We start from the raw sequence: 22,905 nt of genomic DNA on the forward strand, positions 1-22,905 counted from the left end.
AGTTTCGTCAGTCGACGGTGACGAGCCAGTCCCGCACCTGTGCCGGATGATTGGTGGCCACCCACCGGACGCCGAGATCCGCGCACAACTGGACGTCGACGAGTTCGTCCACCGTCCAGCAGTAGGTCACCCGACCGGCCGCTGCCGCGCGATCCACCAGGTCCGGATACTGGCGCAACGTGGCCACCGAGGGGCCGATTCCGGTGGCCCCCACCGCCGTCGCGGCGCTGCCGCCGAGTACGCGCGCAGTGTCGCCGAGCAGGATCGTCGGCAGCATCGGTGCGTGCCGCCGGATACGCCAGACGCCGGCCGATGAGAACGAGATCACCACGGCCCGACTGTGGTCGGCCGACGGCGGTGCCGCAACGCCGAATTCGTGCAACGTCTCCAGCAGGGTCTGCTCGACCAGACTGCCGTAGCGCACCGGATGTTTGGTCTCGATGAACAAGCGGACCGGTCGGCGCCAATCCAGCGTGAGGGTCAGCAGTTCGCGCAGAGTGAGAACCGACGCGGGCTTGCCTGGGTCGTGCCAACTACCGAAGTCCAACTCGCGCAGTTGCGCCAGCGACATCTCACTCACCGCCCCGGTGCCGTCGGAGGTGCGATCGACGGTGCGGTCGTGGATGCAGACGAGTTGGTGGTCGCTGGTCAGCCGAACATCGCACTCGAGGCCGTCGGCTCCCTGGGCGAGGGCGAGTTCGTAGGCGCCCAGCGTGTGCTCGGCCACGTGCCCGGAGGCTCCTCGGTGAGCGACCACTGCGGGCTTTCCCGAACGGGAAACCTGTTCGGCGACATAGGCAGGGCCCTGGGCGCTCACGCGAGCACTACCCAGCGTTTGTCGGGCACCGGGTCGGGCGCGGGTGCGGCAAACAGGCGAGGAACGCGGTCGGCCATCCAGAATGCGAACACCGACGACACCACCGCGCTGATGATCACCATCGTCAGGGCGTTGGCGCCGGATTGGATCGAACCGGACTGCCACGCGTACAGGCGGAAGACGATCGCCGCGATCGCCGCCGCGTTGACGATGCCCCACGCCACCCAGAGGCGGATGAGACGGCGACGGATGAGGTCCCGGTCGAGATCGGGCCGTACGTCGGCCGCCTCGGCGATGAGGAGCCCGCCACCCACGATGTTCACGAGGGGTATGCCGCCGAGCACGATGAGCCACCGTCGGCGCCGCGGGTCCAGCCGGTCTGCCAGACCATACGACTGCTTGCGCACCTCGATCACCCAGGCCACGAACGCAGCGGTGGCCACGATGAACGACAGGACAGCCAGTACGCCGCACCCGAGGACCAGGACGGTCGAGGTGTCGATGAGCCACTTCGGGATCGGCGTCGTCCGGTTCACTGTCAACAGGATGTAGCGCAACAGGTGCACGACCGCCGAGGCCGCAAGGATGCCACCGGTCACCAGGAGCGCCAGACGCAGTTGCGACTGGGCGTTCTCGACCGGATCGACGGCGTGTTCCTCGGAGACGGGCCGGTCCCGAAGGCCCCACGTCGGCAGGTATGCGTAGCGCGGGATCGACCGCGGTCCCCGGGGTCGGTGCGGGCGCTGCGGGGGAATCGATTCCGGTGGGCGGCGGGCCACCCAACGCATGTTTGCCGCTCGGTACAGCCGCGGGCGGCCACCGGGCCCCCAGGCCGGCCCCGGCCGGCCGTATCCCGCGGGAGCCGGACCCTGGTTGGGGTACCGCCCCGGGTAGGCAGGCGGCTGCTGGGGTCGAGCGGGCGGGGCTTGGGCGGGTGGGGCTTGGGCGGGTGCGACATGACCGGGTGGGACATGACCGGATGGGGCTTGGCCGGGTCGAGCACCGGCCACGGCCAGCGCCTGATGCGCGTCTTCGACGACGGACAGTGGGCCACCGCATCGGGGGCACCGTACACGGCCCGGGCGGTGCGGCGCCTGAATGCGGCACCGCGGGCAGAGATCGATCATCCGCGATCGTCGTTCCCGGCCGGGCCACCCACCTCGACCGGACGTCCCTGCTGCACCCAGGCGAGCATGCCGCCTTCCACGCAGGACCCTTCGTAGCCGACCTGAGCCAGGTACTGCAGCACCCGCATCGACCGGCCGCTGGAATGGCAGACCACGAAGAGTTCCGCGTCGAGGTCGATCTCTTCGAGTCGGGAGGGGACATCGCCCATCGGGATGTGCACCGCGCCACGGATGTGTCCGTTTGCCCACTCATCGTCCTCGCGGACGTCGAGCATCACCACGTCGGCAACTCCGCTGAAGTCGTCCGGGAGTTCGTTGACCGCAACCGATGCAATGTCGCCCATGCTCACGCATTCCATGGTGGCACAGCGAGCTCCCGACGCGGACCACACCGTCCGAACAGCCGACTATGTGGACCATCATACTTCTATCCACATGTGAACGATCGACGCCGCTCAGAACAATCAACCCTGACGGTCAACCTGTGGATGAGACTGTGGAAACTGTGGAAACATGCTGGCCAACGCCATCTGCTATGTGACGGGCGTCACTACAAAAGTGCAGCCTGCGCACACAAAATTCACATGAGTGCATGGATCTGTCGGGTCTCGCAGAATCTTCCCGTTGAGAAAGCCTGTGGATAAACCTGGGGAAAATTGCGCTTCAGAGCCGAGTCGAGTATGTGGTTCGCAGCGTCTGGGCCCGGTCCACGGCGGCCAGTACACCGGTCGTGATGCTTTCTGCCAGCACCGTGAGCACGCTGTCCACCGACCCGCCTCCGCTCATCGACATCTGCCCGCCGATCACTCGGGCGAGCAACGGCTTGGGCGCCTCGACGACGGTGATCTCGGCATCCGGGTAACGCTCGGCGATCACCGACCGCATCACACCGATGCCGTCCACGAGGCCCACCTCGGCCGCGTTGGCGCCCACCCAGACATCTCCACTGAACAGCTCGTCGTCGGGCCCGTTGAGCTTCTTGCCGCGGCGCTGCCGTACCCAGGTGATGAACGACTCGTGGAGCTGTCGCTGCAGTCCCTTGAGCCACTCCACATCCTCGGCCGTCTCCGGCGAGAAGGTGTCGAGCCGGGCCTTGTTGTCGCCCGAGGTGTAGAGCCGACGCTCCACACCGAACCGCGACAACACGTCCGCGAGTCCGAATCCCGAGGACACGACACCGATCGATCCGACGATGGAGGTGTGGGCGGCGATGATCTCGTCGGCGGCGCAGGCGATCCAGTACCCGCCCGAGGCCGCGATGTCCTCGCGGAACGCCAGGACCGGCACACCCTTCTCCGAGGCGAGCTGCCGGATCCGCTCGGCGATGTACTCCGACTGTGCCGGTGAGCCACCCGGCGAGTTGATCACCACGACGACGGCCTTGAGCCGTTCGGTCGCGAATGCGCGCTTGAGGATCGGTTCCACCGTGTCGGTGGTGAGGCCGGGTCGTCCGACCGGCGACGCGCCGATCGGGCCGTCGAGGCGCACCACCGCGACCTGCTCGGTGTGCGACTTCGAGAGCTTTTTGCCCAGCTTGCCCAGGACTCCTGCGTTCATTGCGTCGAGTCTAGGGCGTGCACAGCCGGGTCCGCGTATCCGCCGACCTACACTTTGCGCATGCAGGTGCGGTGGCTGAGCGCATTCCTCGATTTCCCGGCCGAACAGTTCGGTCCGGAGGTCACGTTCTGGCGGGCCATCGCGGGCAGCACCGTGTCGCCGCCGCGGGGTGAGCACCGCGAGTTCGCCTCACTCGAACCGTTCTTCGGCGATCCCCACCTGCGCGTGCAACGCATCGACGACGGTCCGGGTGGCGTCCACCTCGACATCCACACCGACGATCCACGCACTGCCGCAACCGAAGCCCTTGCCCTCGGCGCCACGTCGGTGGCCGACCATGGCAAGTACCTCACCTTGGCCTCGCCCGGCGGGATGGTGTTCTGCCTCGTGCCGTGGGAGGGCGAAGCACGCAAGTCACGGCCGATCCGGTGGCCGGGTGACGCGATCAGCATCATCGACCAGGTGTGCATCGACTGCCCGCGGGATCTCTTCGACGCGGAGGTGCTGTTCTGGTCACAGATCACCGGTGCCGCCACCAAGGCGACCAGCAGACCCGAGCTCGTTGCGCTGCGCCGTGACCCCAAGCTCACGCTGGGCATCCTGCTTCAACGGCTCGACGAGCCGGCCCGCGACGCGCAGGGCGTGCCCACGCGCACTCGTGCCCACCTCGACGTCGCCACCAATTCGGTGGCCGATGAGGTGGCCCGCCACGAGGATTGGGGCGCCCGGGTGATCGTCGCCCACGACCGGTGGACCGTGATGGCCGACCCGGTGGGTCGCCGCTACTGCATCACCAGCCGGAACCCGCGGACCGGCAGTTAGCCGACGAAAGTCTCCACCCGATCGACCTCCGCATCGACATCCCGTCGTGCCTTCGCCGACACCTCGCGCAAGTACTCCACGCCCACCGTGCCGTCGTTCCGGACGCGCCAGGTGCCGGCCAGAAAACCGTCGACGAGAACGAAGCCCGGCGATGCGCCGTTGGCGGTGACCGTGCGCCGATAGACTTCCTCGTCGGCGATGCGTCGTCGATCTGCTTGTGCGACAAGGACATTGTCGAAGGGTGCGACCAGACGCGGCGGCACCGGGCCGTCGTCGACGATGTCGAGACCCTCGAGGTCGTAGAGGTCCTCGCCGTCGGGGCCGCTGAGCCGCGCGAGCTCCCAATCGGCCTCCATCGCCACCACGAGTGGTCGCAGCCCAGTGAGTCCGCACCACGTCTGGATGCCCTGCACGGTCGCCGGCCCGAAACCCCGCAGGTAGAGCCGGATCAGATCCTTACGGGCCTCGTCGCCCGCGATCGCGGGTTCGCCGGGTCCGACCCAGTCGTCGAAGCGCTGGTAGGTCACCGCCTGCTTCCCACGGAACAGCCCGCGCGGCGGCACCTGCACCAGCGGCAGCCCGCATCGTGCGATGGCGGTCAGCACCGTTGGCTGCTCGTCGGGGTGCCGAGTCGCGAGGGCTGCACCAAGTTCGGCACCGCGCAATTCCCGGCCGGCCAACAGCTCGTCGGCGTCGGCGAGGACCTGCTCGGCCGTCGCAGTGACCAGCTTCGACGCGTGGTTGCGGCGGAGTTCGGCGTCGAGCACCGGCTGGGCGAGGGGTCGGATCCACCGCGCGTCCTCGGCGTCGACGACGAACAGCGTCGACCTCAGCAAGGCGATGCGCACCACCTCGCGTTCGGTGAGCAGGTCGTCGAGTTCGCTCGAATCGAATCCCTCGATCCGCGACAGCAATCCGAAGAACGGCGCACTTGGATCCTGGGCCTGCAGTCCGACGCATCGGTCGAGGATCTCGATGGCGTCTTCCTCGACGCGTTCGAGCAGGTGCTGACGATGCAGCAGCGTGCGATTCCATTGCCGCCGCGAAATCTGTTCGGTCACCGGCACTTACGCGGGGTAGTGGATTCCGGTCGCCGCGTGGCAGCGATAGCCGTGCGGGTTCTTCGCCAGGTATTGCTGGTGGTAGTCCTCGGCGTAGTAGAAGTGCCCGTCACCGGCCTTGGCGAGCGGAGCGATCTCGGTCGCGATCTTGCCGAGGCCTGCCTCGGCAAGCGCTGTCGCGAATTTCTCCGCGGTGCCGCGCGCCAGCTCGGCGTCGGCCTCGGTGAGCGTGAAGATCGCCGACCGGTACTGCGTGCCGACGTCGTTGCCCTGTCGCATCACCTGGGTCGGGTCGTGGGTCTCCCAGAAGGTCTTGAGGATGCCCTCGAGGTCGATCTCAGCGGGATTGAAGACGACGAGCGCGGATTCGGTGTGTCCGGTGCGGGCCGAACAGACCTCTTCGTATGTGGGGTTGGGGGTGTACCCGCCCGCATAGCCGACCGCGGTCGTGTACACGCCGGGGACCTGCCAGAAGATCTCCTCGACGCCCCAGAAGCACCCGCCCGCGAGGATCACCGCTTGGTAGCCGTCGAAGCGACCGACACCGCCGCAGTTCTCATCCGGTGTTCCGCGCATCGGATGATGCAGGACGATGTTCTCCGAGGCGAGCGGTTGCGCGATCTCGCGTCCGGCCAGGGCGGCGTCGGCTGCGACGAGTTCCTGCTTGTGTGCGCGTCCGGATAACAGCTGGTCAAGCCACGACATGCGCCAAGTCTACGCGGAGCCCCGATCGCCGGGTTGAGTCGATTGACCGACTCTGTTTTAATGGCGTCCATCACATCTGTGACGGGGCTCACGCAGTTCGTCCCGCCCACAAGGCAGTGCGGAAGGTGACGATGGCGACTCACGCAAGCGGCGATCTCCGTGGCGCTCTCCGACCGTCGCGTCCGGCCGTTCCGCGTGCCGCCTACAACGTCGGTGCCCGTTGTCGCACCACGGCGCTGAGCATCGCCGCCCTTCTGGTTCTGTTCGTCGTGCTCGTCCTCATCTGAGTCCGATCACCGAGTCCAATCACCAAGGCCGACAACATATTTCCGTAGAATCTCGTCGGCCGATCGGGTTCGTGTAGTTCAACCCCACTTGAAGTCTTTTTCGCCCGTTTGTTGCAATCCCCCATGCTCTGCGGAAGGGTGGAAGTGCCCGCGCGGCCAGGGACGACACCGTCGAAGACCGCGCGTGAACAGTGAGAACGAGCGTCACCTCAGAGAGGAATACCGTGGCTGAATACACCTTGCCGGATCTCCCTTACGACTATGGAGCCCTCGAGCCCCACATCTCTGGCAAGATCATGGAGCTCCATCACGACAAGCACCACGCGACGTATGTGAAGGGCGCCAACGACACCCTCGAGAAGCTGGCCGTCGCGCGCGACGACGAGTCGATCGCCGGCAAGGTCTACGGCCTCTCGGCAACGTTGTCGTTCCACCTCGGTGGGCACACCAACCACTCCATTTTCTGGAAGAACCTGTCGCCCAACGGCGGCGGTGAGCCCGACGGTGCTCTCGCAACCGCGATCACCGAGCAGTTCGGTGGTTTCGACAAGTTCAAGGCCCACTTCACCGCGGCCGCGACCACCCTGCAGGGGTCGGGCTGGGCCATCCTGGGCTACGACACCATCGGCGGCAACCTGGTGATCCTGCAGCTCACCGACCAGAGCGGCAACATCCCGGCGGCGATCATCCCGGTCGTCATGCTGGACATGTGGGAGCACGCCTTCTACCTCGACTACCAGAACGTGAAGCCGGATTACGTCAAGGCCTGGTGGAACGTGGTCAACTGGGCCGACGCGGGCGAGCGCTACGCCACCGCGACGAGCCAGGGGCCGGGACTCGTCGTCTCCGCCTGACCTGGTCTACACCTGAAACTCCCACTTACACACGAGATCTCATGTGTAAGTGGGAGTTTTGTGTGTGCCCTCGTCGTCGGGCTCGGGATTCTGGGCGGCATGTAGCGCGGCCAGGCCGACCATCGCGTACATGGGGACCAGGACGAGCAGCGAGACGATCCAGAGTTGAAGGTCTGCGACGTCGGCGATCACCGCGATGGCCACCAGGACCGCCAGATTGATGGCTACGACGAGCCCTTCGAAACGGTCGATGCCGCCGGTCGAGTACACGAACAACGCGAGGCCCACCAGGAAGATCGCCGGGCCGCCCGCAATGGCCACGGCGGTTCCGGTGATGGCGTGCTCGTGCGGATGGGCGATCATCAACTCGGTGCCGACGGCAGCGACGATCACGCCGCCCACCAAGATCGCATGCGAGTAGGCGTAGGCACCTCGGGCGACGGCGGCGGGATTGCTCGAATCCGCGAGTCGCTCCTCGGCGATATCGGCGTGCCGGGCGAAGTACAGCCACCAGAACGAGACGGTGAGCGCGAAGCCGACGACGAACGACACGTAGGCGATCGTGGTGGCGGGCACCTCCGAGAACTCGCGTCCCACCGACAGCACCGTCTCGCCGAGCGCGATGATGAAGATCAGCCGATTGCGCTCCACCAGGTGGCCCGACGACAGCGTCCAGGATTCCATCGGCGTCGAACCCAAGCCGGGAACCCACAGATCGACCATGGGTCCGGCGACGTCGATCCCCAGTGCGACCGCCCAGATGAGTAGCCGGAGCTTCGCGTCGTCGACGAAGGCGCCGGTGATCCACACGGCGCCGGCCACCGTCGACCACACCCCGAGGTTGACGTAATTACGGCCAATGGGGTCCCCGCGCAACGAGATTGCCATGAACAGTGGGCGCAGGATCTGCATCGCCGCGACCGCCACCGCGAACTGCATGCCGCGCTCGTCGAAGGCCTCCGGGATGGCGCTCGACATGATGAGCCCCAGACCCATCAGGATCACCAGCAGCACCCGCACGGGCAGGCGGTCGGGGTCGATCCAGTTGGTCGCCCACGTGGTGTAGTTCCACACCCACCACACCGCGCCGAACAGCACCAGCGTCTGGAGCGCGCCCTCCCAGGTGAGGTGATGCGCGAGGAGCGCCGCGAGCTGGGTGATGGCGAAGACGTAGACGAGGTCGAAGAACAGTTCCATCGTCGTGACCTCGGGCGCTCGGTCCCGGGCCCGACGAACGTACTTCGTCAGCATGACGCACCTCGTCTCGATAGTGAACGACGTTCCTACCGTAGAGGACCGAGTGCAGGGACGGACATATCCGACCTGTCGGCCAGGCCGACGGTCGTGAGGCCCGCACTCAGGGCGCGGATGGGATCAGAGCAGGATCGTCGCCACGATCGCCACCCCACACGCGACCGCGACCACCGCCAGCGCAACAAAATCCGCACGCTTCGGCCCCGATGGATACGCCGTGAGCCGGCCGGTGCCGCCACGCGCGGTGATCGCCTCGGCCATCTCGGCGCTGCGTCGAAGGGCCGACGACATCGCTGCGGTGATCATGTCCATGATCCCCATCTCGGCCGACGGATGATCGGTGCGGCCCTTGGTGACCGGGCGCAGCTTGTGGGCGGCGCGCAGCATGCGCAGTTCCTCGATGAGCATCGGCAGACCACGCAGGCACAGCGCAATCGCGACCGCCCACTCGTCGACGGGGAGCCGGAACCAGCGCAGCGGCCGCATGAGCCGCGCGAGAGCAGGTGCGACCTCGGCCATCGGGGTGGTCCAGATGACGAGGATGGAGATCCCCACCAACACCAGGCCCAATGCCACGGCGCGCAGGAAGACCAGCACCGCAGGCAGACCGGCGAACGACGCGTTGACCGCGACCCCCACACCGATCAGACCCCAGAACCACCACGGCGGACGCGGCAACGCGCCCAACGGAATTCCCGCGGCCAAAGCGGTCAGCAACACGACCGCGGCCACCATCCCGAGGGCAGGCCACGACGGCAGCACCCAGGTCATGATCCCCAGGATCAGCACGATCAGGAGTTTCGTCCCGGCCCACAGCCGATGCACAAACGAGTTGCCCGGCACCTGCCGAAGCGGCACCATCCGCATTGTCATCGGGCACCTCCGGTGCGTGTCATCGGAGACCTCCGGTGCGTGTCATCGGGCACCTCCGGCAAGCGCGGCCCCTGCGTCGAGCCGACCGTCGACGAGTTCAACCCGCCTATCGCACACGCTGTCCAGCGCCTCGAAATCGTGCGAGATGATCACGATCGTCTGCCCGTCGCGTCGTAGCCGGGCCAGCAGGTCGACGATCTCTTGTCGCGCATAGGGATCGAGCCCGGCGAGCGGTTCGTCGAGAACCAGCACCTGCGGGGTCCGGGCGATCAGACCGGCCAGCACCACGCGGCGCATCTGTCCACCACTCAGCGCGTCGACGCCGGTGGTCGCCATCTCCCGGGGCAGGCCCACGAGTTCGAGCACCCGGGCCACCTCGGCCGTGCCCACCTTGTCGCCGCCGGCCGCCATGATCTCGTCGCCGACCGTCGCCTTCTGCAGTTGCAGCCGCGCATGCTGGAAGCCGAGTCCGACCTTGCCCACCTGACCGGTCACCGGAGCGCCGTCGAGCGTGGCCGTGCCCGATCCCGGCGCGATCAAACCTGCCATGATCCACGCGAGAGTTGTTTTCCCCGAACCGTTTCCGCCGACGATCAACACCCCGTCGCTACGATGCACGGTCAGCGAGACATCCTGCAGCGCAACCACTTCCCACGGCGAACCCGCCAGATGCGCGTGCCCCACGTGGTCGAGCACCAGCAGCGGTTCCGGGGGCGCGTGATGGGGCCGCACGTGCAGCGTCGAAGCTGCAACGGGTTCGTCCTCGGTCACGCCGGTCGGCACCCAATCCGGTGCGTGCGGCACCACCCGACCGTCGAAGAGGTGGATGACGCGGTCGGCCCGTGCGGCCTCGGTTCCACGATGCGTGATCAGCACGACCGTGATCCCGCGCCGCGCCGGCAACCCGGCCAGCAACTCCAGCAACTGTTCGCGCCCGAGCGGATCGACCATCGAGGTCACCTCGTCGGCGATGAGCAGAGCCGGATCGCGGGCGAGCGCGGCGGCGATCGCGAGACGCTGCTGCTGCCCGCCGGACAGATCGCTGGTCTCGCGTTGGCCGAGCCCGGCCAACCCCACTTCCGCGAGCAACGCCTCGACGTCGACGTCGGCATCCGCGGGAAGTCCCCAGACGAGGTCGTCGGCGACACGGGAACCCAGCATCTGGGTCTCCGGTCGCTGCAGCACCATCGCGGTACCCCCGCGCTGCCCGAGGCCCGCCAGTCCCGGCCGGGTGATCGAGCCGGTGGTGGGCGCCCGACCGGCCAGCACCTTGGCCAGCGTCGACTTGCCCGAACCGTTGGCGCCGACGATCGCGACGAACTCGCCCTTCTCGATCGTCAGGTCGACGTCGTGCAACACCTGGCGGGCACCCGCCCGGTAGGCGAAACCCACATCGGTGGCGCGCAAGGGCAGCGGCGCGATGTCGTGCTCGTCGTCGGACGTCAGGTCCGACGCCAGGGTGTCCTCGCTCGGCACATCCGCGAGACGCCGGATGACGGCGCCCAGAATCCACCACGCCACCAGCAACGACACCGCGGTTCCGACGGTGCCCGACACCCAGATCCACACCCACCAATGCGACGCGAGGCTCTGACTCACCGTCTCCAGCCAGTCCCCCAGCCACGACAGCGGGTCCCAGCGGTGCAGCCACTTGGCGACACCGTTGATCGAATTGGTCATGGCCTCGATCGCGAGGTTGCGCAGCGGCACCAGGATCAGGAGCGCGATCACCGAGAGCCCACCGATCAGCGGCGACGCGATCAGCGTGGCGAGCAGGATGCTGCCGAGCCCCCGGCCGCGCCGTTTGAGGTCACCGACGATTCCACCGACCAGCGCAGACCCGACGACGGTGGCCATCGCACCCGTCCCGGCCATCGCGAAGGCAACCAGCGTGGTCGCCACCGTTGCGGCGATGAGTGCGCGCGGGCGAGTGCGCGCCGCAACGAGCGCCAGCGGCACCGGAGCGAGCAGGCCGGCGGCCTGGGCCAGGGGGATGACCGCGGCAACCACCACCGCGGCAACCGTCAGACCACCGAAGATGGCGATGGACGCGATCTCCATCGGCCGCAGTGGTGGCGAGTTCTTCACCCGATCCAGTGTGCCTGGTCAAGCAGACTGCCCCGCGCCCTGTCCGTCTACTGATCGGTTTACCGCGTGTAAAAGAACCGTCACAACCCGGTGTTTCGAGTTGTCCACAGTCCCTGCCGGAGGCATATTCACGAGACCGGGTTCACACCCGGCGCCGGGAGCGAAGCGAGCGGGCCGCATCGAACCGGGAGCGAGCGGGCCGAATGAGCCCCGGCCGCGCTGTGGAGGGAGGATCTGATGCAGTCCATTCCGATCGGCCTCACCCCGTTTCATCAGGAGGGTCTGTTGAACGGGATTCTGATCTCCGGCCGCTGGCCCGAGTCGACTCTCGAGTGGACGCAGACGCTGGTCGCATCCGTCCGCATTGCCTGCCGCCCAGGCTTTCTGCCCACCACCACGATCTTCGGCGTGGTCGAGGAGCGGCCCGACGACGCGGAGGACGACGCCGTCGGCATGATGCTCGCCGTCGGCAACGTCGTCGACGACAGCTTCATCGAAGCCGGACGCTTCCTCACCAACCCGCCCGCGCTGTTCATGCTGCATCCGCCGTCGCGAACCCGTCCGTCGTTGCCCGAATGCGCGGACGTGGCGTCGGGGTGTGTCCTCCTGCCCGGCCTGCCGGAATTGGGTCTGGAGCATCGGGCCGGATGGGCCGAGGCGGAGGCCGACGGCACCGTGGTGAACCTGCGCAACCAGGTGGGCATCGACCCCAACGCCGACCCCGACACCGCTGTCCTGGCGATGCTGCTCGCGGCCTGAGAGCTTCCGAACCCGCGTTTCCGGGTCCCCGAACTTTGATTTATGTGCCTCCTACCTGCGGAAATGAGGCTGCGCGATGAGTTGCGCGTCGAAGTGAGGGTTATCTAACCTGGCGAACATGATTGCTGCCCTGCTACTGAGTTTCGGCGTGATCTTCGTCGCCGAACTGGGCGACAAGTCACAGCTGATGGCGATGACCTATGCCCTCCGCTATAAGTGGTGGGTGGTGCTGGCCGCGATCACCGTGGCCACCACCGCGGTGCATGCGGTGTCGGTGTTCTTCGGGCACTTCCTGGGATTGTCGATCCCCACCGATCTGATGTCGGTGCTGGCCGGTCTGGCCATGCTGATCTTTGGCTTGTGGACGCTGCGCGGCGATCACCTCGACGACGACGAATCGTCGAAGGCGAACCGGGTCGGCGCGTCGGTGTTCTTCGCGGTGATGTCGGCGTTCTTCCTGGCCGAACTCGGCGACAAGACGATGCTCGCCACCATCACCCTCTCGACCGGCCACGACTGGCTGGGCGTATGGATCGGCTCAACGCTGGGCATGGTCGCCGCCGACGCACTCGCCATCGGCATCGGGGCGGTACTCGGCAAGCACCTGCCCGAACGCACCATCGCGATCGGCGCCGCCGTCCTGTTCTTCGGTTTCGCCGCCTGGCTGATCGCCGAGGGCCTCATCGGTGCGTCGGCGCCGGCCATCGCTGCGACGGTCTCTGCCACTGTGGTGATCGTCGGACTCGGGGCGTTCTACATCCATCGCGTTCACCGCAGTGAGCACAGCACCGAGGACGCCGAAGCCCGACCGATCGCTCGGTAATTGCGGGGGTTGCTGCCGAACCGGACCCGACGACTGTTTAGGGTGAGGTGATCGCGACCGGAAATCCGGTCTCATCGTCTCGAAAGGACGCGTAGAAACATGGACGTTTCGGGTTCATCCGTCTTGGTGACCGGTGGCGCTTCCGGCCTCGGTGCCGCGACCGCACGACGATTCGCCGCTGCCGGCGCACAGGTCTTCGGCCTCGACCTGCAGGCCTCCATCGACAAGGCCGCCCCGGTTGGCGGTGTCACCTTGATCGCCGCCGACGTCACCAGCGAATCCGACGTCCAGGGCGCCATCGACACGATCGCCGAGTCGGGCGCACCACTGCGCGTCGCGGTCAACTGCGCGGGCGTCGGATGGGCGGCCCGCATCCTGGGCAAGCAGGGTCCGCATGAACTCGATCTCTTCCAGAAGATCATCAACATCAACCTGGTCGGCACCTTCAACGTCCTGCGCCTGGCGGCCAACCGCATGCAGGAGGAGTCCCCGATCGACGGTGACGGTCAGCGCGGCGTGATCATCAACACGGCATCGGTGGCCGCGTTCGAGGGCCAGATCGGGCAGATCGCCTACGCCGCATCGAAGGGTGGCGTGCACGCGATGACCATCTCCGCCGCCCGCGACCTGGCCCGGATCGGCGTGCGAGTGTGCACCATCGCTCCCGGCACCATCAGCACCCCCATGCTCGCCGGGGTGACGCCGGAGTTCCAGAAGACGCTGGCCGAGGCCATCCCCTTCCCGCAGCGTCTGGGCGAGCCCGACGAGTACGCGCAACTGGCGGAGTTCATCGTGACGCACAACTACCTCAACGGCGAGACCATCCGCATGGACGGCGCCATCCGGATGGCGCCGCGCTGATTTGGGGAGTTGGGTGACCACTGCAGCGACCTCCGGAAATCTGTACCTGGGAGGCTGGCCAAGTACATAGTGCACTTGGTCGGGTTGAGGCGTACAGATAACCGACGGGAGTGGCGGTGGCTATCTCGCCAGATCCATCGCGTCGTCGGCGAGTGCTTGCGAGAGTCGGACGAGGGGTGCGGCGTCGTCTTCCAGCCCCACACCCTCGTCGGGCACGACGTCACGCACCGCGCCGCTCACCGGCTCCGTGGTGTAGGTGGTGATCGCGCCCCGGAGCATCCGCGCCTGCACCGCCGGCTCCGCATACTCGAAAGCCCTTGGCAGACAGGGACTTATCTGGGTCAGCGCATCCCTGATCTCGACCACTCGACGATGCACGCGGGTGGTGGGGGTCATCTGTCCGGTGTCGGGTAGCACCACCTCGGGTACCGCGTCGGTCAGTAGTCGCCACAGCGGCAGGAGTTCGGTGTCGACGCGTCGCCGACGACGGTTGGCCAGAGTCGACTGCACTTTCGCATAGACCATCGGATAGCTGACGCCGACCAGGAACGCGACCACGCCGAGGACCGCGAGCACCCCGCTCGTACTCAGCAGCCAGGGCACGCGGAGGAATCCCGCGGCCGAGCCGATCACGAAGACGATCTGCACCAGCGAGCCCAGCGCCAGAAGACCCAGGCCGACGACGAGCAGGCCCAGCGACACCCGCAGATAACCGTCGGCCTCCAGAAAGAACTTCCGCACGTTGCGTACACAGGCGATGAAGCCATACGCGAGGTAGCCACTCGCGATGAGGAAGAATACCGCGAAACTCCAGCTCTTCGCCGTCCACTCGCTCATCGACGCGGTGCGGATCTCCACCGGGATCACCAGCATCGTGACCTGCAGCCCGATCAACGCCACCACGAGCGGCAGCGCCTCCATACCCGCGCGGCGTTCCCGCGACAGCTGCCCCGGGAAGAAGAACACCACAACGAGGGCGGCAACCCCGAGCGCGAGCAGAGCGTAGAAGACCACTCGAGAGGCACCCGTGAAGAGCGCCGCGTCGAGCGCTGCGGCAACCGACGACTCCGACACCACAAATGCCAGCGTGAGCGCGGTGATCGCGATCGTCATGGCCAGCGGCTGCAGCCCCCAACCCTGACGACGGATCTGGTCGAGTCGCCAGCAAAAAGCCACCGCGAAGACCACCAACGCGACGACGTTGACGACACCGATACTGACCGACACACCTACAACCATCCACGATGGCCGCCGAAGAGTTTCTGCAGCCCTCGTAAACCGTCGTGCGTTGCCGTTGTGCCCACCGCAGCACCGGCCTCTTCTGCCCAGCTCAGGATCATCGACGCCAGCATTTCCGCTTCCCACTCACGGTCGTCGGAGTAGCAGGTGTGACGCAGCGCGGCCTCGGATTCGTCGCGCGTCGGCCCGGCCTCGGTCAGCGCGGACAGGTCGCCGAGTACCTGGTGTCCGGCGATGAGATGCCCGAATTCGTGAATGACGATCTGGTCGCGATGCAGCCGGGAGGTGTTTGCCTGGTGAAAGAAGTAGTCGGCATCCGAGGCGACCATCCAGACGCCGTTGGGGGCGCCCACGGGGAGCGGATGCGCCACGAGATGGATCGGCCTGCCGCGTCGTTCGCCGTGGCGATCGCACAACTGGGTGACGTCGAGCGGCAGGTCGAGGTCGAGACCGCGCAGCGTGTTACGACACAGTGCGCGCAACTCACGAACGCTCCGACGCATGGGGTCCCCCGGGTCACCACATGAGGTCAGTCCTCGTGTGGTTGCCCGCCCACCACACGCAGCCGAGAATCGGCGGGTGCTTCGTCATCGGTCAGTCCCGCCGCGATCACGTCCGGCGGATCCTTGGGCAGACCCTGCTGCTCGCGCAGGACCTTGATCAGCTCGTTGACCACGGTCACCGAGTCGCTCGACAGGCCCGCAAGCCGGAAGGCGGCGAGTTGAACGTTGGTGTCGGCCTGCAGGCGCATCAGATCGATCTCGTCGCGAGTGCGCTGGGCGGCGCGATCCTCGAGGAAGTAGTGCACGTCGACGCCGAACGCGGCGGCGATGCCCTCGACCGTGCGGAACGAGGGCGACTTGGCCTTACCCGACCGCAGTTGGCTCAGATACGACTCGCCGAGCCGGAATCCGCGCTCGGTCGACCGCTGAGCGATCGCCTTCGCGCTGTACGCGCGGCCGTTTGGCCCCGGCACCGTCCGAAACAACTCTTCCAGACGTCGCGCAAACAGGCCCGGATCGAGTGCAGCCTTGTCGTTCGACACCGCGATATCGGCGTCGGTGCGGCCGGTGTCGACCATCGGCTTCTCCGTCCCTCCTGCAGTCATCACAGAAATCTCCAAAACCCAAAATTTGAACTTGCAAACATTAAAGCCCGCAATGCAGCCCGATTGCAACGCTCGTTACGATCAGAACGTACCTGAAGGGATGCCCCGATGCGTGTCACCTCTCGCAATGGTGTAACGATCCAAGGTGTGGCGTTGTTCACACTTTGGGCCGACGAACGGTTGCAAGATGGCCGCATTTTGGTGACACCGTGACAACGCTGAAGTGAACATAAGGTACATACAGACACCATTCTACGCCGGAGGACGCATGACACACCGCGCCGAGCCCTCGCGCTCGCCACGCGTGCGACAGCGGCTCATCGCTGCCCTGATCGCGGTGTTCGCGCTTCTGGCGCTCACGCTGGCAGCGGGCCTGGGTGCGTCGGCGCCAGGGCCCGGCGGTCCCGGACCGGCCGGGTCTGGGCATCACGATTCCGACTCGAACAGCGAGAACAGCAACAACAACAGCGACGACGACGGTAGCGACGGCAGTAACGACGACTCGGGCGCGCCTGGTGGCCCGCACGACCCCGGGGGAGCCGGCAACCACGGACCCGGTGGTCCCGGGCACCACAATCCCGGGTCCGGCAGCCACGGACACGGGCACGGCAGTGGCAATGGGCACGGCCACGGCAACCACGGACCAGGCGGTCATCACCCCACCGGTTCGACGCCCGATCCGTCGGACACCTCGGGTCCATCGGGAAGCGACACCGAAACGGCCGAGTCGCCGACGGCCACGAGCGGGCACGCCGGCGGCCACACGTACACCCCGCCAACCAAGACCCCGCCAACCAAGACAACGACCACCTCCACCCAGACCCGGGTCGACGGGCCGGGCGCCGACCGGACCCCGTCGAGATCACAACCGACGAAAACCCAGCAGTCGAAACCGCAGGAATCGAGACAGCCGGCCGGTCCGGTGATCGCCGTCGCACCTCCCGGTGGTCGGGGACCCGATGACACCGGCGGGGCAGGTCCGGCCGCCGCGGCGCCGCAGGCCCCCCCGAACGTGCCCGCGTCGGCCGTGCGGGCACCTGTCGCCAACGAGCAGCAACCCGCGGCACCGAATTACCCCGCCCACCCGGCCCAGGCCCTCGCGCCGACGTCCGACCAACCCGCCACCCTGGCCGGGATTCGACGGTTCATCATCGGCATCGCCCCCGGGGCGCTGTTGCTACTCGGCGCGCTCGCCCTCCTGGGCAGCGGTTCGTTCCTCGACGCTCTCCGCAACATGCGGGCCTGACGCCGCGTCCGGTCCGGCCCGGAAGGCCAGCAGCTCGCGTTCGTGGGGGACGTCGTTGGCCGCTCTGTCGGTGATCCACTCCCGCAACACCTTTGTGGCGCGCACGTCGTCCTCGTTGTACTCGAGCAGACGCGCGCGTTGGGTCAAGTCCACCGGACCGGGCCCGAGACCCACTGCCGCGCTGTACCACTCCATCGACGCTTCACCACCGGCGTCGTCGTCACGCCAGGCGAAGCCGGCCACCGGCGCGACGCGCTTGAGGCCTTTGCCATTCGGGCAGATGAAGTTGCGGCCGACGGCGGCATAGATGTCGACCCATTCGGGTGATGCGATGAAGGCTTCCACGTCGGCGCGCGACGGAATGCCCGGCGAACCGGCGAACCGGTCCGCCGAAGCCAACAGCCAGCGATTCTCCGCCTGCTCCGAATAGCAGTAGGCCGCAAAGGTTTTCCCTGCCCCGTGTGCTGCCTCTCGAACGCCGATCAACCAACTCCAGAACTCGGCGAACGAACGCGCCTCGTCTGTGGTGGGCAGCGGATCCCAGGTGACGAACGGCCGATACCGCACCATGACGTCCGGTTCGGTGTTGTCGGTGAGCAGCGTCCCCCACAGATACGCGCCGTGCTCGCCAAAGCTCTCCATGTCGACGTCGACCTCGACGTCGGCCCGCACGACGGTCGGTTCATCTACGCGTCGGACCAGCGCGGTGTCGGTCAACCAAGCGATCGCGTTGACGATCGCATCGTCGAAACGCACGTTGCCCGGCCACCTGTCCGGCGCATCGCCATGGTAGTGGGCCAGCTGGTCTATCGTCTGAATTCCGATGTCTTCCAGGGCATTCCACTGATTTCCCGATGCCACCAGGCTGACGTCGCGGCGCTCGACGAGTTCGGGTTCGCAACGACCCCACCAGGGACACGACCGGCATTCTCCGACTCGCCGCGCGACAGTTGGAACTGCTTGAGCAGCAATTCTTTTCCGACGTTCCAGGACGCGTCCGTAGTCATCGAGCGTGCGGCCGACCGCATGGACCACAATGCAGTCGGCATCCATGCCGATCACGCCTCCCACCGCGTCCTGAGGGTCGGCGGTCGAGCCCAAGCCGAGTTCGTCGAGCATCGCGACCAGATGCGCAAGACGCAGTGCATCACGCCGGTTGGGGCGACCCGTCCGGTACGGATCCGGGTTCGGCGCCCACACCCACAACGGACTCGTCACCAGCGATGGTGCGCGAACCTCTTCTGACAGTATAGTTTTGGCCGCTTGCGTGACTCGGTGATTCACCACGATCACCGGCACGTAGCCGTCGCCGTGAGCAATCAACAGTTCCGCGTGTCCGCGTCGGCCGGCCTCGAGGTCGACGGGCAGCGTGGCGTTCCAGATCCATCGCGCCCCGGCGGCGCAGGCGTCGAGCGTTGCCCGCGCACGCGCCGCCGCGTCGGCGTCGGGGCTGATCGCGACAAAGGTCTCGGGGTGGTCGCTGTGGATGCCGCGCAGCAGCTCGCCTACCGCGGATCGGAGGGACGCGGCCGCCTCCTTGCGACGCAGGACCCCGGGCGCATCGCGTCGGTCACCGACCAGCACCGGATGCTCGAAGTCGAGCGCCAGCCGGTGCTCGCATCCGGCGAGATCACGGGGCGCCAACACCACTGCAGGCACGGCACCTTCTTTCCGTTTGTCCGGGCGCGTTTCCACCCTATGTAATGCTTGTACCAGCAACGTGAGCCGGCAGTGAAAGGTCATTGGAATGGGTGTGTTCTCGTCCGACGGTAAGAGCCGCGCGCAACGCAAGGCGGAGGCAAAAGCACTCAAGGCCAAGGCGAAGCTCGAAGCGAAGCTCGAGGCCAAGGATCGGCGTCGCTCGGAGAAGGATCGACGCAAGGCCGAGCACAAGTACTTCAAGAAGGAGCTCAAGGCCCAGCGCAAGAACTCCGACCACATCAGCAAGAACCAGGCCAAGGTGGCCAAGGCCGAGGCGAAGAAGATCGAGGTCGAGGCCAAGGCCGCTGCCGACGCGAAGGCGCTGAGCCCGGCGAGTGTGCGCCGGTACCTGACCGTCGCGCGGATCGTGGCCCCGATCGCCGTCCCGATCGTGTATCGCGCCGCGGTGGCCGGCCGTGGTCGGATCACCGCGTTGCAGGCCGGTCGGGCCGGCGTGTCCCCGGAGGTGCTGCGGCAGTTCTCAGGACACGGCGCAACGTTGTCGGCCCGGATCGCCACCACCCGCACCGCATTGGACAAGGTCACCACGACCGACCGCAGCGCCGACTCCGACGACTTCGTCAAGGCGATGACGGCGCGGCTGGACAACCTGGCCGTCGCGGTCGACGCCGCCGAATCCATGCCGCCGAATCAGCGGCGGACCGCGCATCAATCCATCGACGACGAGCTGGCCGCCATCGACGCGGATATCCTGGCACGACTCGGTGTCCGGGCCTGAGGCATACCACTAGGATCGGCACCAACCGCGCAGCAACGACGCGAGGAGCGCATCGAGATGACCGAGCCGGACCCACCAGCCAACCCGGAACCCCGAGGGGAGGCGACCCCGGCGAAGAAGGCACCTGCGAAGAAGGCACCCGCGAAGAAAGCTGCGGCCAAGAAGGTGCCGGCCAAGAAGGCTCCGGCAAAGAACGCCACTGCCAAAAAGGTGCCGGCCAAGAAGGCCACTGCCAAAACGGTGCCGGGCAAGAAAGCACCCGCGAAGAAGGCTGCGGGCGGACCGTCAGGGCCGGCGTCGACGGCTCCCCCGAAGACCGCGCCGCCGGAAGTCCGGTCCGACAGCGTCCAACCAGAAGTCGCCCAACCAGAAGTCGACCAACTCGCAGCGAGCAATCCGCCGACCGAGGTGAGCAGCACGAACGTCTCGTCGCGTCCGGTCGACGTGGTTGCCGAGTCGGATGCCCAGCGCGCAACCTTCGCTCAACTGCGATCGGGCGCACCCACCGAGTTGCCGACGCCCAACCGCACGGCGCCGATCGTCGTCGCCGCCCTAATCGGCCTGCTCGGCGCGCTCCTCGTCGTCCTTCGTCGGCGTCATCGCCGGCAGATCGACGGCTGACTGCATCGCACGTTCGTCTGCCGTGGCCGCGCGGTCGATGATTGCCTTCGCCACCTCGGCCGGCCGGGTCTCGGGCAGCCAGTGCGAGGCACGACGCAGCGTGACGAACTCGTAGGGCGCATCCACCCAGGAGCCGCACAGCCGGGCACCCGTACGTCCGAGTGCGACGTCGCCGTCGCTCCACACATACGTCGTGGGAACGTGCACTCGTCGCATACGCAGGCGCTTGTCGGGGATCAGCATCGCGCGATACCAGTTCAGCGCCCCCGGCAACGCCCCGTAGGCGACGATGTCGGTTGCCAGGTGGTCGTCGTCGGATTCGGGCAGTCCAGCCTTCCGTGCGGCACCCGGTTGCCGGAGACCGAGGGAGAGCAGCTTCTCGGGCAGCCACGGGATCTGAAACAACAGCATGTACCAGGACTTGAGGATCTGACCGCGCGGCATCGCGGCGAGGAACGCACCCGGATGCGGCACCGACAATGTCGTCAGCGTGCGCACCCGATCGGGTTCCCGGATGGCCAGCGCCCACGCGACCATCGCTCCCCAGTCATGACCCACCACGTGCACATCGGGCGTTCCGATCTCGTCGATCAGCGCGAGAACGTCATCGACCAATTCGGACTGTCGATAGTCACGACGTCGCCGCGGCCGCGCCCGCGGCGAGTATCCACGCTGATCGGGGGCGTAGGTCCGAAAACCCTTCGCATGCAGCAGCGGTGCCACACGGCCCCAGGACGCCGCCCGCTGCGGAAACCCATGCAACAGCACAATGGGGATGCCGACGAGCGGACCCTCGTCGACGACGTCGAATGTCCATGAGCCCCTGCGATACTCGGTGATGCGTCCGGTCACGTCTGATCTCCTGTGTTTCGCTGGACCCGGTCACATTCCCCGTCGCTTCGCTCGCCCCGGTCACATTCCCCGTCGCTTCGCTCGCCCCGGTCACATTCCCCGTCGCTTCGCTCGCCCCGGTCACATTCCCCGTCGCTTCGCTCGCCCCGATGATAGGACGCCGGAGGTGTTCCGACTACCTCCGTGAACAACCGCGTGAGATGCGCCTGGTCGCTGAAGCCGAGGTCGGCTGCCACCGTCGCCCAGTCCACGTCGGCACCGCTGTTGGCGGCCGCCGCGGCATCGAGCAGACGGAACCGCCGGACGACCCATTTGGGCCCGATCCCGACATAGTCGCCGAACACTCGCTGCAGGGTCCGCAGGCTCATCCCGGCCTGCTCGGCGAGCTGGTCGGCTCGAGTGATGGTGTGGTCGTGCTCGGCGGCGGCCACCAGGCCGGCCACCGCGTCGACCATCGGATCCCGCTCCGGTCGCAGCCCGCGCAACCACTCCTCCGCGACGGCGACGATGTCCTCGTCGGTCGCATCACGGCGCAGCAGACGTCGGGCCAGCGGTCGGTCGTCGAACCCCAGGAGGTCGCCGATCGGGGTCACCGAACGGGTCACCGAGTTCACCGGACGCCCCAAGATCGGCCGAAATCCGCCCGGCCGCAACGCCACACCCAGGACATGACCGGTACCGGTGAGGGTGCGCGAGAAACGATTGTCGCCGACACCGTGCACCATTACGCGGCTGGTCTCTGCAGCCAGATGAATGACCGGCTGCGGGATTACCGCTTGCGTGTGGGGTTCCTCGGCCTGCCACCGCACGATCCAGAAGTAGTCGACCCAGTGGGCGAGGTCGGGAGGCGGCGTGAACCGTCGAACATCGATCGCCGCGGCCCGCGACGGATGCAGGATCGCCCGCTCACCCCGCCCGAGGCCGTTCGCCATTATCCCAGTGTCGCGTTTGTTCAATACCCGGCACAACTCGCCGTTTCACACTGGTCGAGTACCGAGAGGAGAACATCATGACGCACATCAGCACCGGCAAATTCACCGTGAGCTCGTGGAACGAGACAACTGTGCACCAGGCCGACGACGAGACCATCGACATGGGTGGTGTCGCCTATCCGGCACGTGGATTCACCCGCGCCGACGTCGAATACGACTACCACGGAGACGTGTCCGGACACGGCGTCGAGGCGTCGCTCATCGCCTACAACCGGGAGTCGAGCGCACCGACGATGGCGTTCCTGGCGTTCGACGGGTCGATCGACGGACACGAGGGCAGCCTCGTGCTGCGCAGTGTGGGTGAGCACGCGGGGATGGAGGTCAGCGGACGGCTCGACATCATTCCCGGACTGGGCACCGGTGGCCTCGCCAATGCGACCGGCTACGCCGAGATCGAGATCTTTGGGCACAGCGACGACGGGTACCCGATCACCTTCCACTACGACCTGAACTGATGTGAAGAGTACTGCGTTTAGCCTCTGAACTGGGGAAATGCATCGGTGTCGTGCTAGCAAAATC

25 protein-coding genes are annotated in these 22,905 nt (G+C 66.8%); 10 read left to right on the plus strand and 15 right to left on the minus strand.

The window, feature by feature from the left end; translation table 11 throughout:
- Positions 1–7: 7 nt before the first annotated feature.
- The 4 genes from MKW15_RS09515 to MKW15_RS09530 form a co-directional block, all read right to left on the minus strand.
- A complete protein-coding gene (locus tag MKW15_RS09515) occupies positions 8–817 on the minus strand; it encodes a glycerophosphodiester phosphodiesterase family protein (RefSeq protein WP_240857367.1) in 810 nt (269 codons plus the stop codon).
- Positions 814–1,596 (minus strand): DUF4328 domain-containing protein, encoded by a 783-nt coding sequence (locus MKW15_RS09520; protein ID WP_240857368.1) that lies wholly within the window; start codon positions 1,594–1,596, stop codon positions 814–816. The genes MKW15_RS09515 and MKW15_RS09520 overlap by 4 nt, the downstream gene beginning before the upstream one ends.
- 344 nt (positions 1,597–1,940) lie before the next feature.
- Entirely contained in the window at positions 1,941–2,288 is a 348-nt protein-coding gene (locus tag MKW15_RS09525; RefSeq protein ID WP_240857467.1) for a rhodanese-like domain-containing protein, read from the minus strand.
- Between the two features lie 319 nt (positions 2,289–2,607).
- Positions 2,608–3,501: a S49 family peptidase gene (locus MKW15_RS09530; RefSeq protein ID WP_240857369.1), complete on the minus strand. Its 894-nt coding sequence runs from the start codon at positions 3,499–3,501 to the stop codon at positions 2,608–2,610.
- A 60-nt stretch (positions 3,502–3,561) separates the two neighbouring features.
- Here MKW15_RS09530 and MKW15_RS09535 point away from each other — a divergent pair, with 60 nt between their 5' ends.
- Positions 3,562–4,323: a VOC family protein gene (locus MKW15_RS09535; protein ID WP_240857370.1), complete on the plus strand. Its 762-nt coding sequence runs from the start codon at positions 3,562–3,564 to the stop codon at positions 4,321–4,323.
- On the opposite strand, the gene MKW15_RS09540 is transcribed toward MKW15_RS09535, so the two are convergent.
- Positions 4,320–5,384, minus strand: a complete 1,065-nt coding sequence (locus MKW15_RS09540; RefSeq protein WP_240857371.1) for a winged helix DNA-binding domain-containing protein — start codon at positions 5,382–5,384, stop codon at positions 4,320–4,322. The genes MKW15_RS09535 and MKW15_RS09540 overlap by 4 nt on opposite strands.
- Before the next feature lie 6 nt (positions 5,385–5,390).
- The gene (msrA, locus tag MKW15_RS09545; RefSeq protein ID WP_240857372.1) at positions 5,391–6,089 is read right to left on the minus strand and encodes a peptide-methionine (S)-S-oxide reductase MsrA; all 699 of its coding nucleotides are present in this window, start codon (positions 6,087–6,089) and stop codon (positions 5,391–5,393) included.
- 131 nt (positions 6,090–6,220) lie between these two features.
- On the opposite strand from msrA, the gene MKW15_RS09550 reads away from it, so the two are divergent.
- Positions 6,221–6,376 (plus strand): hypothetical protein, encoded by a 156-nt coding sequence (locus MKW15_RS09550; RefSeq protein ID WP_240857373.1) that lies wholly within the window; start codon positions 6,221–6,223, stop codon positions 6,374–6,376.
- 224 nt (positions 6,377–6,600) lie between these two features.
- Entirely contained in the window at positions 6,601–7,230 is a 630-nt protein-coding gene (locus MKW15_RS09555) for a superoxide dismutase (protein WP_240857374.1), read from the plus strand.
- A 39-nt stretch (positions 7,231–7,269) separates the two neighbouring features.
- Here MKW15_RS09555 and MKW15_RS09560 read toward each other — a convergent pair whose 3' ends face one another.
- The 3 genes from MKW15_RS09560 to MKW15_RS09570 form a co-directional block, all read right to left on the minus strand.
- A complete protein-coding gene (locus MKW15_RS09560) occupies positions 7,270–8,481 on the minus strand; it encodes a low temperature requirement protein A (protein ID WP_240857375.1) in 1,212 nt (403 codons plus the stop codon).
- 123 nt (positions 8,482–8,604) lie between these two features.
- Positions 8,605–9,357 carry an energy-coupling factor transporter transmembrane component T family protein gene (locus MKW15_RS09565; RefSeq protein WP_240857376.1) on the minus strand — a complete coding sequence of 251 codons (753 nt, stop codon included), beginning with the start codon at positions 9,355–9,357 and terminating at the stop codon, positions 8,605–8,607.
- Between the two features lie 42 nt (positions 9,358–9,399).
- Complete coding sequence (locus tag MKW15_RS09570; protein ID WP_240857468.1) at positions 9,400–11,418, minus strand: ABC transporter ATP-binding protein; 2,019 nt, start codon at positions 11,416–11,418, stop codon at positions 9,400–9,402.
- Positions 11,419–11,682: 264 nt separating this feature from the next.
- On the opposite strand from MKW15_RS09570, the gene MKW15_RS09575 reads away from it, so the two are divergent.
- From MKW15_RS09575 to MKW15_RS09585, 3 genes are all read left to right on the plus strand, one after another.
- Entirely contained in the window at positions 11,683–12,204 is a 522-nt protein-coding gene (locus tag MKW15_RS09575; RefSeq protein ID WP_240857377.1) for a peptidase, read from the plus strand.
- A gap of 118 nt (positions 12,205–12,322) precedes the next feature.
- Positions 12,323–13,027 (plus strand): TMEM165/GDT1 family protein, encoded by a 705-nt coding sequence (locus tag MKW15_RS09580; protein ID WP_240857378.1) that lies wholly within the window; start codon positions 12,323–12,325, stop codon positions 13,025–13,027.
- A 99-nt stretch (positions 13,028–13,126) separates the two neighbouring features.
- Complete coding sequence (locus MKW15_RS09585) at positions 13,127–13,888, plus strand: SDR family NAD(P)-dependent oxidoreductase (protein ID WP_240857379.1); 762 nt, start codon at positions 13,127–13,129, stop codon at positions 13,886–13,888.
- Positions 13,889–14,008: 120 nt separating this feature from the next.
- Here MKW15_RS09585 and MKW15_RS09590 read toward each other — a convergent pair whose 3' ends face one another.
- From MKW15_RS09590 to MKW15_RS09600, 3 genes are read right to left on the minus strand one after another with little or no spacing between them, the layout of a single operon-like run.
- The gene (locus MKW15_RS09590; protein ID WP_240857380.1) at positions 14,009–15,127 is read right to left on the minus strand and encodes an MAB_1171c family putative transporter; all 1,119 of its coding nucleotides are present in this window, start codon (positions 15,125–15,127) and stop codon (positions 14,009–14,011) included.
- Complete coding sequence (locus MKW15_RS09595) at positions 15,118–15,630, minus strand: hypothetical protein (RefSeq protein WP_240857381.1); 513 nt, start codon at positions 15,628–15,630, stop codon at positions 15,118–15,120. The genes MKW15_RS09590 and MKW15_RS09595 overlap by 10 nt, the downstream gene beginning before the upstream one ends.
- A 26-nt stretch (positions 15,631–15,656) precedes the next feature.
- Complete coding sequence (locus tag MKW15_RS09600) at positions 15,657–16,235, minus strand: XRE family transcriptional regulator (RefSeq protein WP_374246818.1); 579 nt, start codon at positions 16,233–16,235, stop codon at positions 15,657–15,659.
- Positions 16,236–16,503: 268 nt separating this feature from the next.
- On the opposite strand from MKW15_RS09600, the gene MKW15_RS09605 reads away from it, so the two are divergent.
- Entirely contained in the window at positions 16,504–17,481 is a 978-nt protein-coding gene (locus MKW15_RS09605) for a hypothetical protein (RefSeq protein ID WP_240857382.1), read from the plus strand.
- On the opposite strand, the gene MKW15_RS09610 is transcribed toward MKW15_RS09605, so the two are convergent.
- Positions 17,413–19,140 (minus strand): TM0106 family RecB-like putative nuclease, encoded by a 1,728-nt coding sequence (locus tag MKW15_RS09610; protein ID WP_240857383.1) that lies wholly within the window; start codon positions 19,138–19,140, stop codon positions 17,413–17,415. The two genes, MKW15_RS09605 and MKW15_RS09610, sit on opposite strands and share 69 nt — an antisense overlap.
- An 88-nt stretch (positions 19,141–19,228) precedes the next feature.
- On the opposite strand from MKW15_RS09610, the gene MKW15_RS09615 reads away from it, so the two are divergent.
- Both MKW15_RS09615 and MKW15_RS09620 read left to right on the plus strand, forming a co-directional pair.
- A complete protein-coding gene (locus MKW15_RS09615; protein WP_240857384.1) occupies positions 19,229–19,921 on the plus strand; it encodes a DUF6474 family protein in 693 nt (230 codons plus the stop codon).
- A gap of 57 nt (positions 19,922–19,978) precedes the next feature.
- Positions 19,979–20,542, plus strand: a complete 564-nt coding sequence (locus MKW15_RS09620; RefSeq protein WP_240857385.1) for a histone H1-like repetitive region-containing protein — start codon at positions 19,979–19,981, stop codon at positions 20,540–20,542.
- Here the strand turns inward: MKW15_RS09620 and MKW15_RS09625 are convergent.
- Positions 20,474–21,394, minus strand: coding sequence for an alpha/beta fold hydrolase (locus MKW15_RS09625; protein WP_240857386.1), 921 nt, complete (start codon positions 21,392–21,394; stop codon positions 20,474–20,476). The genes MKW15_RS09620 and MKW15_RS09625 overlap by 69 nt on opposite strands.
- Positions 21,391–22,326 carry a helix-turn-helix domain-containing protein gene (locus MKW15_RS09630; protein ID WP_240857387.1) on the minus strand — a complete coding sequence of 312 codons (936 nt, stop codon included), beginning with the start codon at positions 22,324–22,326 and terminating at the stop codon, positions 21,391–21,393. Before MKW15_RS09630 ends, MKW15_RS09625 begins: the two co-directional genes overlap by 4 nt.
- Positions 22,327–22,403: 77 nt before the next feature.
- Between MKW15_RS09630 and MKW15_RS09635 the strand changes: the two genes are divergently transcribed.
- Positions 22,404–22,841, plus strand: coding sequence for a DUF3224 domain-containing protein (locus MKW15_RS09635; RefSeq protein ID WP_240857388.1), 438 nt, complete (start codon positions 22,404–22,406; stop codon positions 22,839–22,841).
- Positions 22,842–22,905: the final 64 nt, after the last annotated feature.

This window comes from Gordonia gummivorans (assembly GCF_022513585.1).
Classification (GTDB): Bacteria; Actinomycetota; Actinomycetes; order Mycobacteriales; family Mycobacteriaceae; genus Gordonia.

Excerpts from the sequence above, each read along its gene's own strand:
- MKW15_RS09525 (WP_240857467.1), bottom strand. The coding sequence starts at position 2,288 with ATGGGCGACATTGCATCGGTTGCGGTCAACGAACTCCCGGACGACTTC.
- MKW15_RS09530 (WP_240857369.1), bottom strand. The coding sequence starts at position 3,501 with ATGAACGCAGGAGTCCTGGGCAAGCTGGGCAAAAAGCTCTCGAAGTCG.
- MKW15_RS09535 (WP_240857370.1), top strand. The coding sequence starts at position 3,562 with ATGCAGGTGCGGTGGCTGAGCGCATTCCTCGATTTCCCGGCCGAACAG.
- msrA (WP_240857372.1), bottom strand. The coding sequence starts at position 6,089 with ATGTCGTGGCTTGACCAGCTGTTATCCGGACGCGCACACAAGCAGGAA.
- MKW15_RS09550 (WP_240857373.1), top strand. The coding sequence starts at position 6,221 with ATGGCGACTCACGCAAGCGGCGATCTCCGTGGCGCTCTCCGACCGTCG.
- MKW15_RS09560 (WP_240857375.1), bottom strand. The coding sequence starts at position 8,481 with ATGCTGACGAAGTACGTTCGTCGGGCCCGGGACCGAGCGCCCGAGGTC.
- MKW15_RS09565 (WP_240857376.1), bottom strand. The coding sequence starts at position 9,357 with ATGACAATGCGGATGGTGCCGCTTCGGCAGGTGCCGGGCAACTCGTTT.
- MKW15_RS09570 (WP_240857468.1), bottom strand. The coding sequence starts at position 11,418 with ATGGAGATCGCGTCCATCGCCATCTTCGGTGGTCTGACGGTTGCCGCG.
- MKW15_RS09575 (WP_240857377.1), top strand. The coding sequence starts at position 11,683 with ATGCAGTCCATTCCGATCGGCCTCACCCCGTTTCATCAGGAGGGTCTG.
- MKW15_RS09580 (WP_240857378.1), top strand. The coding sequence starts at position 12,323 with ATGATTGCTGCCCTGCTACTGAGTTTCGGCGTGATCTTCGTCGCCGAA.
- MKW15_RS09585 (WP_240857379.1), top strand. The coding sequence starts at position 13,127 with ATGGACGTTTCGGGTTCATCCGTCTTGGTGACCGGTGGCGCTTCCGGC.
- MKW15_RS09590 (WP_240857380.1), bottom strand. The coding sequence starts at position 15,127 with ATGGTTGTAGGTGTGTCGGTCAGTATCGGTGTCGTCAACGTCGTCGCG.
- MKW15_RS09595 (WP_240857381.1), bottom strand. The coding sequence starts at position 15,630 with ATGCGTCGGAGCGTTCGTGAGTTGCGCGCACTGTGTCGTAACACGCTG.
- MKW15_RS09600 (WP_374246818.1), bottom strand. The coding sequence starts at position 16,235 with ATGACTGCAGGAGGGACGGAGAAGCCGATGGTCGACACCGGCCGCACC.
- MKW15_RS09605 (WP_240857382.1), top strand. The coding sequence starts at position 16,504 with ATGACACACCGCGCCGAGCCCTCGCGCTCGCCACGCGTGCGACAGCGG.
- MKW15_RS09615 (WP_240857384.1), top strand. The coding sequence starts at position 19,229 with ATGGGTGTGTTCTCGTCCGACGGTAAGAGCCGCGCGCAACGCAAGGCG.
- MKW15_RS09620 (WP_240857385.1), top strand. The coding sequence starts at position 19,979 with ATGACCGAGCCGGACCCACCAGCCAACCCGGAACCCCGAGGGGAGGCG.
- MKW15_RS09630 (WP_240857387.1), bottom strand. The coding sequence starts at position 22,326 with ATGGCGAACGGCCTCGGGCGGGGTGAGCGGGCGATCCTGCATCCGTCG.
- MKW15_RS09635 (WP_240857388.1), top strand. The coding sequence starts at position 22,404 with ATGACGCACATCAGCACCGGCAAATTCACCGTGAGCTCGTGGAACGAG.